The organism is Wenzhouxiangella sp. XN79A (assembly GCF_012272825.1).
Taxonomy (GTDB): domain Bacteria; phylum Pseudomonadota; class Gammaproteobacteria; order Xanthomonadales; family Wenzhouxiangellaceae.
In genome coordinates this window covers 1-16,424 of sequence record NZ_JAAWWS010000164.1, presented here as the reverse complement: position 1 = coordinate 16,424, position 16,424 = coordinate 1, and the positions used below count along the sequence as shown (strand labels likewise).

Genomic DNA, 16,424 nt, shown 5'->3' with positions numbered 1-16,424 from the left:
AAACAAGACCTGATACTCCTCTAGCGCCAGCCTCCTTGCCACCGTAGCGGACTCCGCTACAGTGGCGAGGCTGACCAAGCACGAGGAGGCTGGCCATGACACTGTACTGCGGGATTGACTTGCATTCAAACAATCAGATGGTTGTAGTGATCGACGATCGCGACAGACGACTGCTGGAGCGTCGCGTGCCGAACGATCTCGATGCGACATTGAACGCGCTTGCGCCTTTCAAGGCGGATCTGCTGGCGGTAGCGGTGGAGTCGACCTACAACTGGTACTGGCTGGTCGACGGATTGAGCGACCATGGATACTCAACGCAACTGGTGAACACGGCAAAGGTCGAGCAGTACTCGGGCTTGAAGTACTCCGACGATCAGCATGACGCATTCTGGCTGGCACACCTGATGCGACTCGGCATTCTACCGACCGGTTATATCTGCCCACGGGAGATCCGCGAGGTTCGGGACCTGTTGCGCAAGCGGCTCGGCCTGGTGCGTGAGCGCGCCCGCAACTTGACTTCGGTCCAGAACATTCTGGCTCGGGAGTTGGGACACCGGGTTCCGACGTCAAAGGTACGCGGCGTTCTGGATGCTGACGAACGGTTCCGGCCGGCAGTGCGCACATCAATTGCGGCCAACTTGGCGGTGATCGAGACGCTGGACACGGTGATTGCCGGCATCCAGACGCAAGTGCTGGGCGCGATCCAGCCCACGCAACGCTACCAACAACTCAAGACGCTGTGCGGCGTCGGCGATGTGCTGGCGCCGACGATTGCGCTGGAGACCGGTGAAATCGAGCGATTCAAGTCAGTGGGCAACTACAGCTCGTACTGCCGGGTCGTCGAAAGCCGGCGCGAGAGCAACGAGCGCAAGAAAGGCGCAGGCAACAAGAAGTGCGGCAACCGCTATCTGGCCTGGGCGTTCTCCGAGGCCGCCCACTTCGCGGTGCGCTATAACGACCGGGCGCGGCGGTTCTTCGACCGCAAGGCAGCCCGGCGCAACCGAATGGTGGCGATCCGGGCAGTCGCGCACAAGCTGGCGCGGGCGGCCTACTTTGTCCAGCGCGACCGGGTTCCGTTCGACGCAGCCCGATTGTTTGGTTAACGATCATGGCGCGGAGCCCGACCGAGGGGTTGGTTCAAGCCATAGACCCTGATTGGACCGCGCCATGATCGACCCAAGGAAATGACCGATTTTCAACAACGCGCCCGGCGTTCGAGCCAGTCACGGGTTGGCGACGAAAGTCAGCCACAGATTCTGAACTGGACCCAAATGGACGGACTGCCGGTACCGAGCTGTTTCTGGGGCATCACAGATGCCAGGGGCCGATCAAAACCGTTGTCACGACAACCGATCCGGCCTTGATCTCGATGGGTGACTGGAGCGCGTTTCTCAAAGCGCATCCGAACCACTGAAAAGCAGGGCGCGCGGCTGTTGGAAACCGGTCAGATGAAACCGGAACGGGCGGAAAAATCGCCACAGGCGACCACTGCCTATTGACAGGGCTGGGGCTAATGGGTGACCCAAAATTTCGTGAATTGGATTCTGGCGCTCTTCAATCATCAATTCTTTTCTGCGCTGCAGCGTATAGGAAGTAGAACTTGTCTCTGGAGATCTCACGTTTGGAAAGCAATAGATCATTAGCTGCCACAACAGCTGATGTTCCAACAGAAATTGCAGCCAATAAAGCGCTTGAGATCGCAGCCTCAGTTGATTGCCCTAGCGCAATCGACATTCGGCCCAGTAATTCGTTAGTGGCAGCAGCAAAATACCCAGTTTTAGTAATAGCAGGAGGACTATCTATGAGTCTCTTGTAAAGTTGCCGAAAATATGTCGACTCAGAAAGCTCACGCTCTATTGTCTTCACGGAAGGCTTGATTTCGAACTCAATCAAGTCGTTTACCTCACATCGGAAATCTCGCTCCCACGAATGACTTTTTACTTTTTTCGATAGCTCATGAATTGCCTTCCGGAATACAACTAGGTGATCGTGGAGCTCTTGACGAATTTCAAGAACTTCAAACAGCGAGCACCTTCTTATGACCGGCAAATCCAGCAAGACGGACGTTGCAGTTCCAGCATGCTTGTTTCGAGAAGACTGCTGCCGAGTAAGATTTCCAGAGCCCCCAATCGCTGGAGCTAAGATCTCCCCAAGCCATGGGTCCAGATAAGGAAACTTGGACGGATCAAGCGCAGACTCAAGAACATCCCAAATAAATGAGGTAGCAAACTCATCATAGGTCGACATTACTTTCTTCGGCCGCCTCAACTGTACGTGCGGACAGTCTCTAATCGCATTAACTTCGTCAAAGCTTATTACGTCATCAAGTTTTGAGAATCCAAGCATCAGGGATTCGCAGATCCGCTTTAGCTCATCTCTTTCAGCCCTTGATAGCCGCTTTTTCTTGAGAAGAATTCTGCATTTTTTAGCGACCGTGATGACGCGTTGCTCCTCCATGAGCATGGGCGCGATCCGAGGAATTGCGAGTAGTGCCGGCCTTGGGCATGAACTGACGGAGCAAGCGAAATCTTGAATTTCGGTAACCGAGGCCATGGTCTCCATGACCATGCTTCGAATTGACACGTTGTCCGCGTAAAGAAGCGCGGACTTTGTGATTTCCGATTCACGCAGGAAAGAGGAAGTGAGCTCGCTTCTTGATTTGATTGCTCCCGAAAAAAAACTTAGCGAGAAAACCAACGAACTTGAATCAGGATGTTCGCTCACTTTACGGACTCAATTGTTAACCGGTGACTGCAAAGAGCGAACTGGGCCCATTTGACGAGAGTCGGGATGCTGCCACTCATCGGCAAACAAGGCCCTATTCGGACTCGCCTGCCCTCCGAAACAATAACGTCGTAGCCAAAGCTTCGGCCTTTCCAATGACCCCGCAGCGCACTAAAAGTGCGTATGGATTCGCGGGAGAGCTCGAAATGCAGCATGCGGCGCTCTGGCGAAGCGGATCTAGATCCCAGCGGCACAGCCAGAGGCTCGTAGGCAAGGCTTCGCAAGCGTCGAGACCCCGGAGCGCACATCAGGTGCGTGAGGATGCTCGGCGTGCCGCGAAACGCCGCATACGAGTTTCTGGCGAAGCCGCTACCCGCACTTGGAATAGCCGCAGGCCAGACACGTCTGACACCCATCCAACAACACCATCGCCTTCGTACTGCACTTGTGGCAAAGCGTCGCTGAAGCCGGGTAGTCGCCGGCGTCAGCCGTTGCCGGGGTCGTCAGGGTTTTTTTTTCAGCATTCGCGGCCTGTTCGCGGGCTTCGATTTCGGCGCGCTTTTCCTTCAGCATCAGCTGCTGCTGTTCGGACAGTTCGTCCGGCTCGAGCAGGCCGATGCGTTTCAAGTGGGTTTCGACGACGGCACCGATGTCGGCGACGATGGAGGGCACGAAGCGGCCGCCGGGCTTGAAGTAGCCGCCCTTGGGGTCGAACACGGCCTGGAGCTCTTCGGACAGGAAGGTGACGTCCCCGCCCTTCCGGAACACGGCGGACATGACGCGGGTCAGGGCCACGATCCACTGGAAGTGGTCCATGTTCTTGGAGTTGATGAAGATCTCGAACGGCCGGCGCTGTTCGTGTTCGGTGCCGGCGTTGAGCACGATGTCGTTGATGGTCACGTACAGCGCGTGGTCGTCCAGCGGCGTGCGGATCTTGTAGGTCGCGCCTTCCAGGCACTCCATGCCTTCGGGGCGCTGCAGCTTTTCGTGCATGCGGATGATGTCGGCGGACTTGCCGCGACCATCGCGACCGCCCTGTTCCTTGGCATCCGACCTGGCCGGCGCATCGGCGGCCGCCTTGGCTTCGGCGTCGGCCTTCTTCTTGTCCTTGACCTGGTAGCCCACGATCTTTTTGCTGATCTTCACGGTCATTTCCTTTCTCCACCCCGGGTCTGCGCCCGTTTCTGCTGGTTCGGTGCCTTGGCGCACCGGTTGATTGTCGATTCGTGCCGGCGGCGTTCGCGATGAACAGCGGCGGCGGCTCTACTGCCCTCGGGACCTGTGCGGTTCCGGGTGTTGCGATTTCCTCTTCGGCCGGCGTCGGTCCTCGAAGGCCCCGGGTGCGCTGCGCTTGCCCGGGCCACGGACGGTGCCGGCTTCGTTGGAAGTCGGCGTTTCGCCACGAGGTTCCGGATCTCCGCGCTTCGCGCTCCGTCCGGAACGACGGAAACCTAATGCCGGGTCTGGTCTTCCGGTTTCAGCCTGGGATCGACTTCGATGATCCGCACCTGGCCCAGGTTCCGGCTCACCGGGTTCCAGCCCTTGCACTTGTCTGCCCGGCTGCGCGTCATGCGCCTTGTCCGGGGCTTCACCTGATCGCTCAACTCACGCTCCTGCCCGGTGACGGGCATCGGTTGGTCGTGGGGACCAGTTTTCAGTTTTCAGTCGTCAGTTTTCAGTTTTCAGTTTTCAGTTTTCAGTTTTCAGTTTTCAGTTTTCAGGAGACGGGTTCCGGGTTCCGGGTTCCGGGTTCCGGGTTCCGGGTTCCGGGTTCCGGGTTCCGGGTTCCGGGTTCCGGGTTCCGGGTTCCGGGTTCCGCACTTCGACTCCCAGTTTTAGCGTCGTGGCACAGTCAGGTGTTCGCAGGCAAGGCTTTGCAAGTCACCGGACACCGGAGCGCACTGAAGTGCGTGAGGATGCCGGTGGCGCAGCAAAACGCCGCATGCGGGCGCCTGACGACGCCACGCGCTGGCACAGCAGGGGATTCGCAGGCAAGGCTTCGACCTTCTTCCGACCCCGGAGCGCACTCGTGTGTGCGTGAGGAGGCGGGAGAAGGTCGAAACGCAGCATGCGGATTCCCTGCGAAGCCAGCATCAGAATTTGCCGTAGTAGCCTTCTTTCAGGGCGTCGAAGAGGTTGGCCGCCGTATGCGTCTCGCCGTCGTACTCGACCTCTTCGCCGCCCTTCAGTTCGATGGTCTCGCCGTCGTCCAGTTCGAACACGTAGGTGGTGTTCTCCAGGTCCTTGTCGGTGACCAGTACGCCCTGGAAGGCTTCCGGGTTGAAGCGGAAGGTGGTGCAGCCCTTCAGGCCCTGCTCCCAGGCGAACAGGTAGATGTCCTTGAAGTCCTCGTACGGGTAGTCGGTCGGCACGTTGGCGGTCTTGGAGATGCTGGAATCCACCCACTTCTGGGCCGCGGCCTGGATCGAGACGTGCTCCTTCGGCGTGATCGTCTCGGCGGTCAGGAAGTAGTCCGGCAGCTGCTCTTCGGGGTCTTCGGAGAACGGCATGGCCTTCGGGTTGACCAGCGTGCGATAGGCCAGCAGCTCGTAGGAGTAGACCGAGACCTTCTCCTTGCTCTTCTTGCCCTCGCGGATCACGTTGCGGTTGTAGTGGTGCGCGAAGCTCGGCTCGATGCCGTTGGAGGCGTTGTTGGCCAGCGACAGCGAGATCGTGCCGGTCGGCGCGATCGAGGTGTGGTGGGTGAACCGCGCGCCGGTCTCGGCCAGCTTGTCGACCAGCTCGGGCGCGACTTCGGCGACCTTCTGCATGTAGCGGCTGTAGCGGGCGTGCAGCACCCTGCCGGGCACCTTGTCGCCGACCTTGTAGCCGTCCTTCACCATCTCCGGGCGCTTGCGCAGCATCTCGCCGGTGACTTCGAACTCGTCGAGCATGATCGGCGCCGGACCCTTTTCCTGGGCCAGTTCCAGCCCGGCTTCCCAGCCGGCCACGGCCATCTCGCGGCTGACCTTCTCCGTGAACTCCAGCGAATCGGCCTCGCCGTACTTCTTCTGCAGCATGGTCAGCGTGGAGCCCAGGCCCAGGAAACCCATGCCGTGGCGGCGCTTGTATTCGATCTCGCGGCGCTGCTGGCCCAGCGGCAGGCCATTGACCTCGACCACGTTGTCGAGCATGCGGGTGAAGATCTTGACCGCCTTTCGGTACTCGTCCCAGTTGAAGGTGGCCTCGTCGGTGAACGGCTTGTCGACGAAGCGGGTCAGGTTGACCGAGCCCAGCAGGCAGGCGCCGTAGGGCGGCAGCGGCTGTTCGCCGCAGGGGTTGGTCGCGCGGATGTTCTCGACGAACCAGTTGTTGTTCTGCTCGTTGATCCGGTCGACTAGGATGAAGCCCGGCTCGGCGAAGTCGTAGGTCGACGACATGATCATGTTCCAAAGCCGCTTGGCCGGAACGGTCTTGTAGATCCTGCAGGCGACCAGGCCTTCGTCGTTGGTCACGTAGCCGGACTGGATCGGCCAGTCGCGCCAGAGAACCTGCTCGGGGTCGGTCAGGTCCAGCTCGTGAGCCTCGGTTTCCAGCACCGGGAAGACCAGCGGCCAGTCGGCCTCGTCCTGCACGGCGCGGATGAAGTCGTCGGTGATCAGCAGCGAGCAGTTGAACTGGCGCAGCACGCCGTTCTCGCGCTTGGCGCGGATGAAGTCCATGACGTCGGGGTGCGAGACGTCGAAGGTGGCCATCTGCGCGCCGCGGCGGCCGCCGGCCGAGCTCACGGTGAAGCACATCTTGTCGTAGATGTCCATGAACGACATCGGGCCCGAGGTGTAGGCCCCGGCGCCGGACACGTAGGCACCCTTCGGACGCAGCGTCGAGAACTCGTAGCCGATGCCGCAGCCGGCCTTCAGCGTCAGCCCGGCCTCGTGGACCTTGCCGAGGATGTCGTTCATCGAGTCGCCGATGGTGCCCGAGACGGTGCAGTTGATCGTCGAGGTCGCCGGCTTGTAGGCCTGCGCCCCGGCGTTGGAGGTGATGCGCCCGGCCGGGATCACCCCGCGGCGCAGCGCCCACAGGAATTCGCGATACCAGTAGTCCTTCGCGTCGGTCCCCTTCTCCGCGTCGGCCAGCGCCCGGGCCACGCGCTTGTAGGTGTCGTCGATGGTCTCGTCGATGATCTCCCCCGACTTGGACTTGAGACGGTATTTCTTGTCCCAGATGTCCAGCGACGCTTCCTGAAATTCGATTTCGGGGAGCGCTGCGCTCAGTGCTTCTGCCGATACACTCATGCCTGCAACCTCTTGGAATTGTTCGTTCCCCGGGCTTCTACCCAGAACTTATCCACAGCTTTTCGCTGTTTTTATCCACAAATTCTTGTGGTGTGAGCAATTTTTGCACACAAGATGTTGTGTTTGAGTGGAAGACGATACGTGGTTTGGGTCACAGTTTCAAGAACATTCGTCCCCCGATTTTCATGGCCGATGCCCCGGAGCCGCCGATGACCGACACACGGGCCTCACGCCCCGCCCCCGCCGCCGGCAGCCCGCCCGATGTGGTGTTGTACCAGCCGGAAATCCCGCCCAACACCGGGAATATCCTGCGCCTGTGCGCCAACACCGGCGCCCGGCTGCACCTGGTCCGGCCGCTGGGCTTCGCGCTGGATGACCGGCGGATGCGCCGCGCCGGTTTGGATCACGTGGCCCGCGAGTCGCTGACCGTCCACGCCGACTTCGCCACCTGCCGGACGTCCCTGGGCACGGACCGGCGCTGGCTGGCCGTCGAGACCGGCGGCGCGGTTCGCCACGACCGGGTCGCCTGGCGCGCCGACGACGTGCTGGTGTTCGGGTCCGAGACGCGCGGATTGCCGGACGAGGTGCTGGCCCAGTTCCCGCCCGAATGCCGCGTGGCGATTCCGCAGCGGGCCGGGTCGAGGAGCCTGAACCTGTCGAATGCCGTTGCGGTGGTGGTCTACGAGGCCTGGCGGCAGCAGGAGTTCGGCGGGGCGGCGTGACGCAGAACCGACCGCCCCACCGCCCACGACGCTTCGTCGCCTTGAGGGTCGGCGCATTTTCCTTCTCGTCGTCCCGGGACCGGCCCATTCGCTCTGTCGTCGTCCCGAGGCCGGCCCATTCTCTCTCTCGTCGTCCCGGGGCCGGCCCATTCTCTCTCTCGTCGTCCCGGGGCCGGCGCAGCCGGAACCCGGGACCTCGTGACCCAATCGCCCGCCGAACCCGGGCGCCGACATCGGGAGGTTCCGGGTTCGCCTGCTCGGCGCCCTGCACCCTCTAAACCTCGTCGTCCCGGGGCCGGCGCAGCCGGAACCCGGGACCTCGTGACGCAATCGCCCGCCGAACCCGGGCGCCGACATCGGGAGGTTCCGGGTTCGCCTTCGGCGCCCCGGAACGACGGAGAAGAATGGAACGCAATCGCCCGTCGAACCCGGCCGCCGGCATCGGGAGGTTCCGGGTTCGCCTGCTCGGCGCCCTGCACCCTCTACACCTCGTCGTCCCGGGGCCGGCGCAGCCGGAACCGGGGACCTCGTGACGCAATCGCCCGTCGAACCCGGGCGCCGGCATCGGGAGGTTCCGGGTTCGCCTTCGGCGCCCCGGAACGACGGAGAAGAATGGAACGCAATCGCCCGCCGAACCCGAGCGCCGGCATCGGGAGGTTCCGGGTTCGCCTTCGGCGCCCCGGAACGACCGAGTCGTTTTCTCTGCACCCTCCACACCTCGTCGTCCCGGGGCCGTTCTGCCCTACACCTCGTCGTCCCGAGGCCGGCCCATTCTCTCTCTCGTCGTCCCGGGGCCGGCGCAGCCGGAACCCGGGACCTCGTGACGCAATCGCCCGTCGAACCCGGACGCCAGCATCGGGAGGTTCCGGGTTCGCCTTCGGCGCCCCGGAACGACGGAGAAGAGTGGAACGCAATCGCCCGTCGAACCCGAGCGCCGGCATCGGGAGGTTCCGGGTTCGCCTGCTCGGCGCCCCGGAACGACGGAGTCGTTTTCTCTGCACCCTCCACACCTCGTCGTCCCGGGGCCGGCGCAGCCGGAACCCGGGACCTCGTGACGCAATCGCCCACCGAACCCGAGCGCCGGCATCGGGAGGTTCCGGGTTCGCCTGCTCGGCGCCCTGCACCCTCTACACCTCGTCGTCCCGGGGCCGGCGCAGCCGGAACCGGGGACCTCGTGACGCAATCGCCCGTCGAACCCGGGCGCCGGCATCGGGAGGTTCCGGGTTCGCCTTCGGCGCCCCGGAACGACGGAGAAGAATGGAACACAATCGCCCGTCGAACCCGAGCGCCGGCATCGGGAGGTTCCGGGTTCGCCTTCGGCGCCCCGGAACGACGGAGAAGAATGGAACGCAATCGCCCACCGAACCCGGGCGCCGACATCGGGAGGTTCCGGGTTCGCCTTCGGCGCCCCGGAACGACGGAGAAGAATGGAACACAATCGCCCGTCGAACCCGAGCGCCGGCATCGGGAGGTTCCGGGTTCGCCTTCGGCGCACCGGAACGACGGAGAAGAATGGAACGCAATCGCCCACCGAACCCCAGCGCCGACATCGGGAGGTTCCGGGTTCGCCTTCGGCGCCCCGGAACGACGGAGAAGAATGGAACGCAATCGCCCGTCGAACCCGAGCGCCGGCATCGGGAGGTTCCGGGTTCGCCTTCGGCGCCCCGGAACGACGGAGAAGAGTGGAAGGCAATCGCCCGCCGAACCCGAGCGCCGGCATCGGGAGGTTCCGGGTTCGCCTTCGGCACGCCGGAACGACGTAGAAACTCACTCAGCGCCCCGGAGCGACGGTTCGTGGAGGGGCGGTGTCAGGCGGGGCCGGTGTCTTCTTCGCGGGCGGCTTCGGGTTGGCGGCCGAGGACGGCGCGGGGGTAGGAGCCGAGGATCTTGACCATGCGCGCCTCCCCTTCCAGTTCGTTCAGCACGCCGGACAGGCGCTCGTCGGTGACGTGGCCGTCGACGTCGATGAAGAACACGTAGTCCCAGCGCCCCTGTCTTGACGGCCGCGACTCGATGCGGTTCATGTTGACCCCGAAGCGGGCCAGCGGCTCGAGCAGCGACAACAGCGCGCCGGGGCCGTCGCGGCCGGCGACCATCAGCGTGGTCTTGTCGTCGCCGGACGGTTCGAGCAGGTCGCGGCCCAGCACCAGGAAGCGCGTGGTGTTGTCGACGTGGTCCTCGATGTTGCCGAACAGCACGGGCAGGCCGTAGACCTCGGCGGCGTGGCGCCCGGCGATGGCCGCGGCCTCCGGCCGGGTGCGGACGCGCCGGGCGGCCTCGGCGTTGCTCGAGACCGCGATCAGTTCCGCCTCGGGTAGATGCGCCTTCAGCCAGTGCTTGCACTGGGCCAGCGACTGGGCATGGGCGTAGACGGTCTCGATGCCGCCCAGCGAACGCGACTGGGTCAACAGGTGCTGATGAATCCGCAGTTCGACCTCGGCGCAGATCCTGACCTCGACGTTCAGGAACATGTCCAGCGTATGGCTGACCATGCCCTGGGTGGAGTTTTCGACCGGCACCACGCCGAAATCGGCCTCGCCGGACTGGACCTGCAGGAACACGTCCTCGATGCTCTCGGCCGCGATCGCCTGCACCGAGTGGCCGAACTGGCGGTAGACGGCCTGCTGGGTGAAGGTGCCTTCCGGGCCGAGGTAGGCGATCTTCAACGGCTCCTGTTGCGCGAGACAGGCCGACATGATCTCCCGGAACAGGCGCAGCATGACCGAGTCCGACAGCGGGCCGTCGTTGCGCTCGATGACCTGGCGCAGCACCTGGGCCTCGCGATCCGGGCGGTAGTAGTCGGCACCGCCGCCCAGCTCGCCCTTGCTGGCGCGAACCTCGAGCGCCAGGCCGGCACGCTCGGCGATCGCGGCCTGGATCTTCGCATCCAGCTCGTCGATGCGTTTGCGGATTTCGGCCAGTCGGCCGGGATCGGGCTCAGCCATGGCGGCGTTCGAACTCCCTCATGAAGTCGACCAGCGCGGTCACCGCGTCCGGTTCGATCGCATTGTAGAGGCTGGCCCGCAGGCCGCCAACCGCGCGGTGGCCCTTCAACCCGGGCATCCCCTCGGCCTCGGCCTGCTCGACGAAACGCATCGTCAGCGAATCATCGGCCAGTACGAACGGCACGTTCATGATCGAGCGTGCATCGGGATGGACACGGTTGGCGTAGAACTCCGAGGCGTCGATCGCGCCGTACAGCCGGTCGGCCTTGTCGCGGTTGCGCTTGCCCACGGCCTCCAGCCCGCCGAGCGACTCGATCCAGTCGACGACTTCCAGCGCCACGTACCAGGCGAAGGTGCACGGCGTGTTCTTCATCGAGTCGGAGTTCGCCCAGGTGCGGTAGTCCAGGAACGTCGGCAGGTCATCGGGAATGCGCTCGAGCAGGTCGCGCCGGACCAGCACCACCGTGAGCCCGGCGACGCCCAGGTTCTTCTGCGCCCCGGCGTACATCATGCCGAGGTCGGCATACGGGTACGGGCGCGACAGGAACTCGCTGGAAAGATCGGCGGCCAGCGGCACCGCGGCGGCCGGCGGCTCGGCGTACTGCACGCCGTGGATGGTCTCGTTGCCGGTATAGTGCAGGTAGGCGGCATCGGCCGGCAGGTGGCCCAACTCCGGCAGGTCCTGATACCCCTCGTCGACCCCGCTGGCCACCAGGCGCGATTCGACGATCCGCGCGCTCTCGGCGAACGCCTTCTCGCCCCAGTGGCCGGTGATCGAGAACGCCGCGGTCCGCCCGCGGGCGAAGTTCATCGGCAGCATCGCGAACTGCAGGTGCGCCCCGCCCTGCAGCAGCAGCACTTCGTGCGCGTCGCCGACCCCCATCAGCCGCCGCAGCCCCGCCTGAAGCCGCTCGGCGATGGCCATGAAGCCCTTGCCGCGGTGCGAGATCTCGACCACCGACGGCGTGAACTCGTCATCCAGCGCGAAGGTCTCCGCGAGGTTCTCCCGTACCGGTCGCGGCAACGCCGACGGCCCGGCACTGAAATTGTGAATCGTCATGGTCGACTACGTCAGTCGTCGGGACTGGGGCCAGTATGAAGCAGCGACGCGCGGCATAGCGAACTGTTCGCCCGATTCTTCTGGACGATGAGCGCGAAGAGGAGAAGGGGTGAAGGCCGCAAAGCAAGCTGGGGCGGATAAGCGTCGGAAACGAACTCGCTGACCGGAGATGCGGCAACAAACGCAGTCGGCAAGTCACCGACTGCATTCCTTCCGGAATTCGCTTCGCGCTCTTGGCCCCTTCTCCTCTTTGCGTCAATCATCCGAAGGCCGGAACCACCACGGCCCGAACCCGGGCAGTCAGTCGCCGCGGACCGGCAGGCGGGAGGCGAAGGCGTGGGCCAGGGTGGAGGAGTCGGTGTGTTCGAGTTCGCCGCCCAGCGGCACGCCCTGTGCCAGTCGGGTCATGGCAATGCCGCGCCTGGCGGCCAGGCCGCCGATGTAGTGGGCGGTGGCCTCGCCTTCGACCGTGGAGTTGGTGGCCACGATGATTTCCTCGATCGGCTCCTCGGCCAGGCGCTGTTCGAGCTGGTCGAGGCCGATGTCCTCGGGGCCGATGCCGTCGAGCGGCGACAGTCGGCCGAGCAGCACGAAGTACTGGCCGTCGAAGCCGGTGGCCTGTTCGATGGCCAGCACGTCACCGGGGGTTTCGACCACGCAGAGCACGGCGCGCGAACGCTTGTCGCTGCGGCAGATGCCGCACAGCTCGGCGGAGGTGAAGTTGCGGCAGCGGCTGCAGCGGCGGATCTCGGTCATGGCCCGGCCGAGCACCTCGGCCAGTTCGCGGCCGCCGGGGCGGTCGCGTTCGAGCAGGTGCAGGGCCATGCGCTGGGCCGTGCGCGAACCGACGCCGGGCAGGCAGCGCAGCGCCTGCAGCAGTTCGTCGAGCAGCGGATCGTTCACGGCCGTTGGCGCGCGGCGCGGGTTGCGCTCAAGGCAGCGTGAAGCCCGGCGGCAGCGGCAGGCCGCCGGCCATCGAGGCCATCTTTTCCTTGTTGGCCTCGGCCACGCGGTTGACCGCATCGTTCATGGCCGCGGCGACCAGGTCCTCGAGCATTTCGAGGTCGTCGCCGGCGGTCGGGTCGATCGCGACCTTGCGCACTTCATGGCGGCCGGTCATGACCACCTTGACCATGCCGCCGCCGGACTCACCGGTGACTTCCAGCTCGGCCAGCTCGGCCTGGGCCTTCTTCATGGTTTCCTGCATCTTCTGCGCTTGCTGCATCAACTGCGCGATGTTGCCTTTCATACGGGGCTCCGGGTAGATCCGGGCGCGCGGCCCGGACGTGGGATTCGAGTTCTAATGACGGGTCGGCTCGCCGGGACGAACGCTGCCGGGCACGACTTCGGCATCGAAGGTGTCCTTGAGCGTCCGCACCACCGGGTCGGTGGCCACGGCCGCCTCGGCGTCGGCCTGGCGCTGGGCCTGGTCGTCCTCGGCCAGCTTGGCCGGGGTGATCAGTTCGTCGTCGTCGACCGGCTTGACGTCGATCCGGCGCTCGCCGCCGGTCTGCCGGGCCAGCGCGTCGGTCAGGCTGGCCTTGAACCGGTCCGATATGAGGGGAAGATCGTCGCGCGAGACGCGGAATTCAAGTCGGTCGTCGTCGACGGCCTTCAGCGCCAGCAGGCCGGCCACGGCCCGGACCGAGCCGTTGACGTCCAGCCCCTCGAGCACCTGCGCCCAGGTTTCCGGGGCCAGCTTCGGCGCGGCGACGGCCGCCGGTGCATCGACCACCGAGGGCTCCGGCGTCGACGGCGGTGCTGCCGGCTCGGGCGCCGACTCGGCGGATGCCGCCTTCGACGGTGGTGCCGGCCTCGTCGGCGGCCGGTCGTGCACGGCGGGCGAGGACGACGCCGATGCCGCGGTAGTTCCCGAACCGGCGGCAGCTGCCGGCCGGTCCGAGCCCGCGGCCGGGCGGGCCTGGCCCTGGTCGGCCGGCGTGAAGGCGAACATCCTCAGCAGCGTCATCTCGCAGCCGGTGCGCATCGACGGCGCCAGGCCCAGGTCGCGTTTGCCGGTCACCGCGATCTGGTAGTACAGCTGGACGTCCTCGGCGTTCAACCGTGCCGCCCAGTCGACCAGCGGCTCCCAGTCCGAACGGCTGTCGTCGCGGTAATCGGGTACGTGCTGGATCAGCGAGATCCGGTGCAGCGTCTCGGCCAGGTCGCCGAGCAGCCGGCCCAGATCGCGGGCCAGGCTGAACACCTCGTCGACGGCGGCCAGCGCCCGTCCGGCATCGTTCTCGATCAGGCCTTCGATGATGTCGGCCAGGTGGCGTTGCTCGACGGTGCCGAGCATGTCCTCGACCGGCTGGGTCACCAGCGCGCCGGAGCCGGCGGCCAGCGCCTGGTCGAGCAGGCTCAGGCCGTCGCGCATCGAGCCGTCGGCGGCGCGCGCCAGCAGGGCCACCGCGGGATCGTCGTAGGTCAGCTGCTCGGCATCGAGGATCCTGCGGATCTGCCCGCCGATCTCGTCGACGCCCAGCCGGCGCAGATTGAACTGCATGCAGCGCGACAGGATGGTGACCGGGATCTTCTGCGGGTCGGTGGTCGCCAGCACGAACTTGACGTGCTCGGGCGGCTCTTCCAGCGTCTTGAGCAGCGCGTTGAAGCTGTGCGTGGACAGCATGTGCACCTCGTCGATCAGGTACACCTTGAAGCGGCCGCGGGCCGGCGCGTACTGGACGTTGTCGAGAATCTCGCGGGTGTCGTCGACCTTGGTCCGCGAGGCCGCGTCGATCTCCATCAGGTCGACGAACCGGCCCTCGTCGATCGCCACGCAGTGCGCGCACTCGCCGCAGGGCTCGGCCGTGACGCCGGTCTCGCAGTTCAGCGACTTGGCGAGGATCCGCGCGATGGTGGTCTTGCCGACCCCGCGCGTGCCGGTGAACAGGAAGGCGTGGTGCAGCCGGCCTTCGTTGAGGCCGTTCGACAGCGCCTGGACCACGTGCTGCTGACCGACCAGGTCGGCGAAGCTGCGCGGGCGCCATTTTCGTGCAATAACCTGATAACTCAAGACATTTTCCGGAGAATCTGGATTAGGCGGCCCGAATGCGGGCGGGCCGGGCCCCGTCGCTGAAGTCTACACCAAGCGCCGGAGACGACACGCGGCCACCGGCCGGCCACGCGGCGGGCTCGGCACACTACACTCCGCAGATGACCCCGCCCGCCCGACCCGCCACCCCCCTGCCCTGGGACGTGATCGTCATCGGCGCCGGCGCGGCCGGGCTGATGTGCGGGATCACCGCCGGGCAGCGCGGCCGCCGGGTGCTGGTCGCCGACCACGCCAACAAGGTCGGCAAGAAGATCCTGATGTCCGGCGGCGGGCGCTGCAACTTCACCAACCTGCACTGCGGACCGGACAATTTCCTGTCGGCCAATCCGCACTTCGTCAAGTCCGCCCTGGCCCGCTACAGCCAATGGGACTTCATCGCGCTGGTCGACAAGCACAACATCCCGTGGCACGAGAAAACGCTGGGCCAGCTGTTCTGCGACCGGTCGTCGAAGGACATCGTGCGGATGCTGCTCGACGAGTGCGAGGCGGTCGGCGTCGCTGTGCGCACGCACTGTCCGGTCGAGATCGTCGAGGTCGGCGATCGTGACGAAGGCCGCCCGCACCGCGTCCGGCTTCCGGACGGCGAGGCGACCTGCGAATCGCTGGTCATCGCCACCGGCGGCTATTCGATTCCGCGGATGGGCGCGACCGGTTTCGGCTTCGACCTTGCCCGTTCGCTGGGCCTGAACGTGCACCCGACCCGCGCGGCCCTGGTGCCGGTGACCTTCGAGGGCCGCAAGCTCGAACAGATCGCCGATCTTGCCGGCGTGGCGCTGGACAGCCAGGTCTCGGCCGGCGACGGCGCGTTCCGGGAAGCGATGCTGTTCACCCACAAGGGCCTCAGCGGCCCGGCCGTGCTGCAGGCCTCGTCGTACTGGAACGTCGGCCAGCCGATGACGCTGGATCTCGCGCCCGGGATCGACCTGGCCGAAGAACTCGGGATCGCGCGCCGCGACCAGCCGAAGAAAGCGCTGAAGACCTGGCTCGGCGACCGCCTGACCCGGCGCGTCGCCGAGCGCTGGTGCGAACTGTGGCTCGCCGACCGGCCGCTGGCCGACCTGTCCGACGCGGCCATCGACGAAGTCGTCGACCGCATCCAGCGCTGGACCGTCTGGCCCAGCGGGACCGAAGGGTATCGAACGGCCGAAGTCACCCTCGGCGGCGTCGACACCGACGCACTGTCGTCGAAGACGATGGAGTGCCGCGATTTTCCCGGCCTGTACTTCATCGGCGAAGTGGTCGACGTCACCGGCCACCTCGGCGGCCACAACTTCCAGTGGGCCTGGGCCTCGGGGCATGCGGCGGGCGAGGTTGTCTGACGGGCGGTGATCCGGAAGCGATGAGACCCGCAGAGGAGCGCGAATTGAATGGGCAGTGGATTTTCGTCGTCTTCCGGAACTGCCCGATGATCGCGACGCGTTCGTCGAAACCGCCTGGCTCGCCCTCCGGGCGCGCTGCACTTGCCCGCGCGATGGCCTGTTTCGAGCGCAGGGTGGCCGAACCGGTTCGCGAGCAAGCTCCCTCCAACAGACGGATCAAGGTCGGTCGCGGGTTCTTCCTGTTGGAGGCCGCTTGCGGGCGAAGGGTGGCCGGATCGGTTCGCGCGCAAGCGCCCCTCCAACAGACGGATCAGCGCCGGCGTCAGATCGAAGGTCTGTTGGAGGCCGCTTGCGGGCGAAG

Annotated in this window: 12 protein-coding genes; 4 read left to right on the top strand and 8 right to left on the bottom strand. The window is 65.2% G+C overall.

Features of this window, described 5'->3' with window-relative positions; genetic code table 11:
• Positions 1-95 precede the first annotated feature (95 nt).
• Complete coding sequence (locus HFP89_RS14090; RefSeq protein ID WP_168716753.1) at positions 96-1,103, top strand: IS110 family transposase; 1,008 nt, start codon at positions 96-98, stop codon at positions 1,101-1,103.
• A 451-nt stretch (positions 1,104-1,554) separates the two neighbouring features.
• Here HFP89_RS14090 and HFP89_RS14085 read toward each other — a convergent pair whose 3' ends face one another.
• The 3 genes from HFP89_RS14085 to HFP89_RS14075 form a co-directional block, all read right to left on the bottom strand.
• Entirely contained in the window at positions 1,555-2,724 is a 1,170-nt protein-coding gene (locus HFP89_RS14085) for a hypothetical protein (RefSeq protein WP_168718310.1), read from the bottom strand.
• A gap of 369 nt (positions 2,725-3,093) precedes the next feature.
• On the bottom strand, positions 3,094-3,933 hold the full coding sequence (locus HFP89_RS14080) for an NrdJb (RefSeq protein ID WP_346775256.1): 840 nt from the start codon (positions 3,931-3,933) through the stop codon (positions 3,094-3,096).
• 884 nt (positions 3,934-4,817) lie between these two features.
• Positions 4,818-6,962, bottom strand: coding sequence for an adenosylcobalamin-dependent ribonucleoside-diphosphate reductase (locus tag HFP89_RS14075; protein WP_168718309.1), 2,145 nt, complete (start codon positions 6,960-6,962; stop codon positions 4,818-4,820).
• A 209-nt stretch (positions 6,963-7,171) separates the two neighbouring features.
• Here HFP89_RS14075 and HFP89_RS14070 point away from each other — a divergent pair, with 209 nt between their 5' ends.
• Positions 7,172-7,684, top strand: a complete 513-nt coding sequence (locus tag HFP89_RS14070; RefSeq protein WP_206212388.1) for a tRNA (cytidine(34)-2'-O)-methyltransferase — start codon at positions 7,172-7,174, stop codon at positions 7,682-7,684.
• A gap of 1,808 nt (positions 7,685-9,492) precedes the next feature.
• On the opposite strand, the gene pheA is transcribed toward HFP89_RS14070, so the two are convergent.
• The 5 genes from pheA to dnaX all read right to left on the bottom strand — a co-directional run bounded on the left by pheA (position 9,493) and on the right by dnaX (position 14,705).
• Complete coding sequence (pheA, locus tag HFP89_RS14065) at positions 9,493-10,629, bottom strand: prephenate dehydratase (RefSeq protein WP_168718307.1); 1,137 nt, start codon at positions 10,627-10,629, stop codon at positions 9,493-9,495.
• Positions 10,622-11,689 (bottom strand): 3-phosphoserine/phosphohydroxythreonine transaminase, encoded by a 1,068-nt coding sequence (serC, locus tag HFP89_RS14060; protein ID WP_168718306.1) that lies wholly within the window; start codon positions 11,687-11,689, stop codon positions 10,622-10,624. The genes pheA and serC overlap by 8 nt, the downstream gene beginning before the upstream one ends.
• 300 nt (positions 11,690-11,989) lie before the next feature.
• Positions 11,990-12,592 (bottom strand): recombination mediator RecR, encoded by a 603-nt coding sequence (gene recR, locus HFP89_RS14055; RefSeq protein WP_346775255.1) that lies wholly within the window; start codon positions 12,590-12,592, stop codon positions 11,990-11,992.
• Positions 12,593-12,620: 28 nt separating this feature from the next.
• Complete coding sequence (locus tag HFP89_RS14050; RefSeq protein ID WP_168718304.1) at positions 12,621-12,938, bottom strand: YbaB/EbfC family nucleoid-associated protein; 318 nt, start codon at positions 12,936-12,938, stop codon at positions 12,621-12,623.
• A gap of 51 nt (positions 12,939-12,989) precedes the next feature.
• Complete coding sequence (gene dnaX, locus HFP89_RS14045) at positions 12,990-14,705, bottom strand: DNA polymerase III subunit gamma/tau (RefSeq protein WP_168718303.1); 1,716 nt, start codon at positions 14,703-14,705, stop codon at positions 12,990-12,992.
• 140 nt (positions 14,706-14,845) lie between these two features.
• Between dnaX and HFP89_RS14040 the strand changes: the two genes are divergently transcribed.
• Both HFP89_RS14040 and HFP89_RS15865 read left to right on the top strand, forming a co-directional pair.
• Positions 14,846-16,063, top strand: coding sequence for an NAD(P)/FAD-dependent oxidoreductase (locus HFP89_RS14040; protein ID WP_168718302.1), 1,218 nt, complete (start codon positions 14,846-14,848; stop codon positions 16,061-16,063).
• A gap of 86 nt (positions 16,064-16,149) precedes the next feature.
• Positions 16,150-16,424, top strand: a 275-nt coding sequence (locus tag HFP89_RS15865; RefSeq protein WP_206212387.1) for a hypothetical protein, incomplete at its 3' end; no start/stop codon positions are given.

Excerpts from the sequence above, each read along its gene's own strand:
- HFP89_RS14090 (WP_168716753.1), top strand. The coding sequence starts at position 96 with ATGACACTGTACTGCGGGATTGACTTGCATTCAAACAATCAGATGGTT.
- HFP89_RS14075 (WP_168718309.1), bottom strand. The coding sequence starts at position 6,962 with ATGAGTGTATCGGCAGAAGCACTGAGCGCAGCGCTCCCCGAAATCGAA.
- HFP89_RS14070 (WP_206212388.1), top strand. The coding sequence starts at position 7,172 with ATGACCGACACACGGGCCTCACGCCCCGCCCCCGCCGCCGGCAGCCCG.
- pheA (WP_168718307.1), bottom strand. The coding sequence starts at position 10,629 with ATGGCTGAGCCCGATCCCGGCCGACTGGCCGAAATCCGCAAACGCATC.
- serC (WP_168718306.1), bottom strand. The coding sequence starts at position 11,689 with ATGACGATTCACAATTTCAGTGCCGGGCCGTCGGCGTTGCCGCGACCG.
- HFP89_RS14050 (WP_168718304.1), bottom strand. The coding sequence starts at position 12,938 with ATGAAAGGCAACATCGCGCAGTTGATGCAGCAAGCGCAGAAGATGCAG.
- HFP89_RS14040 (WP_168718302.1), top strand. The coding sequence starts at position 14,846 with ATGACCCCGCCCGCCCGACCCGCCACCCCCCTGCCCTGGGACGTGATC.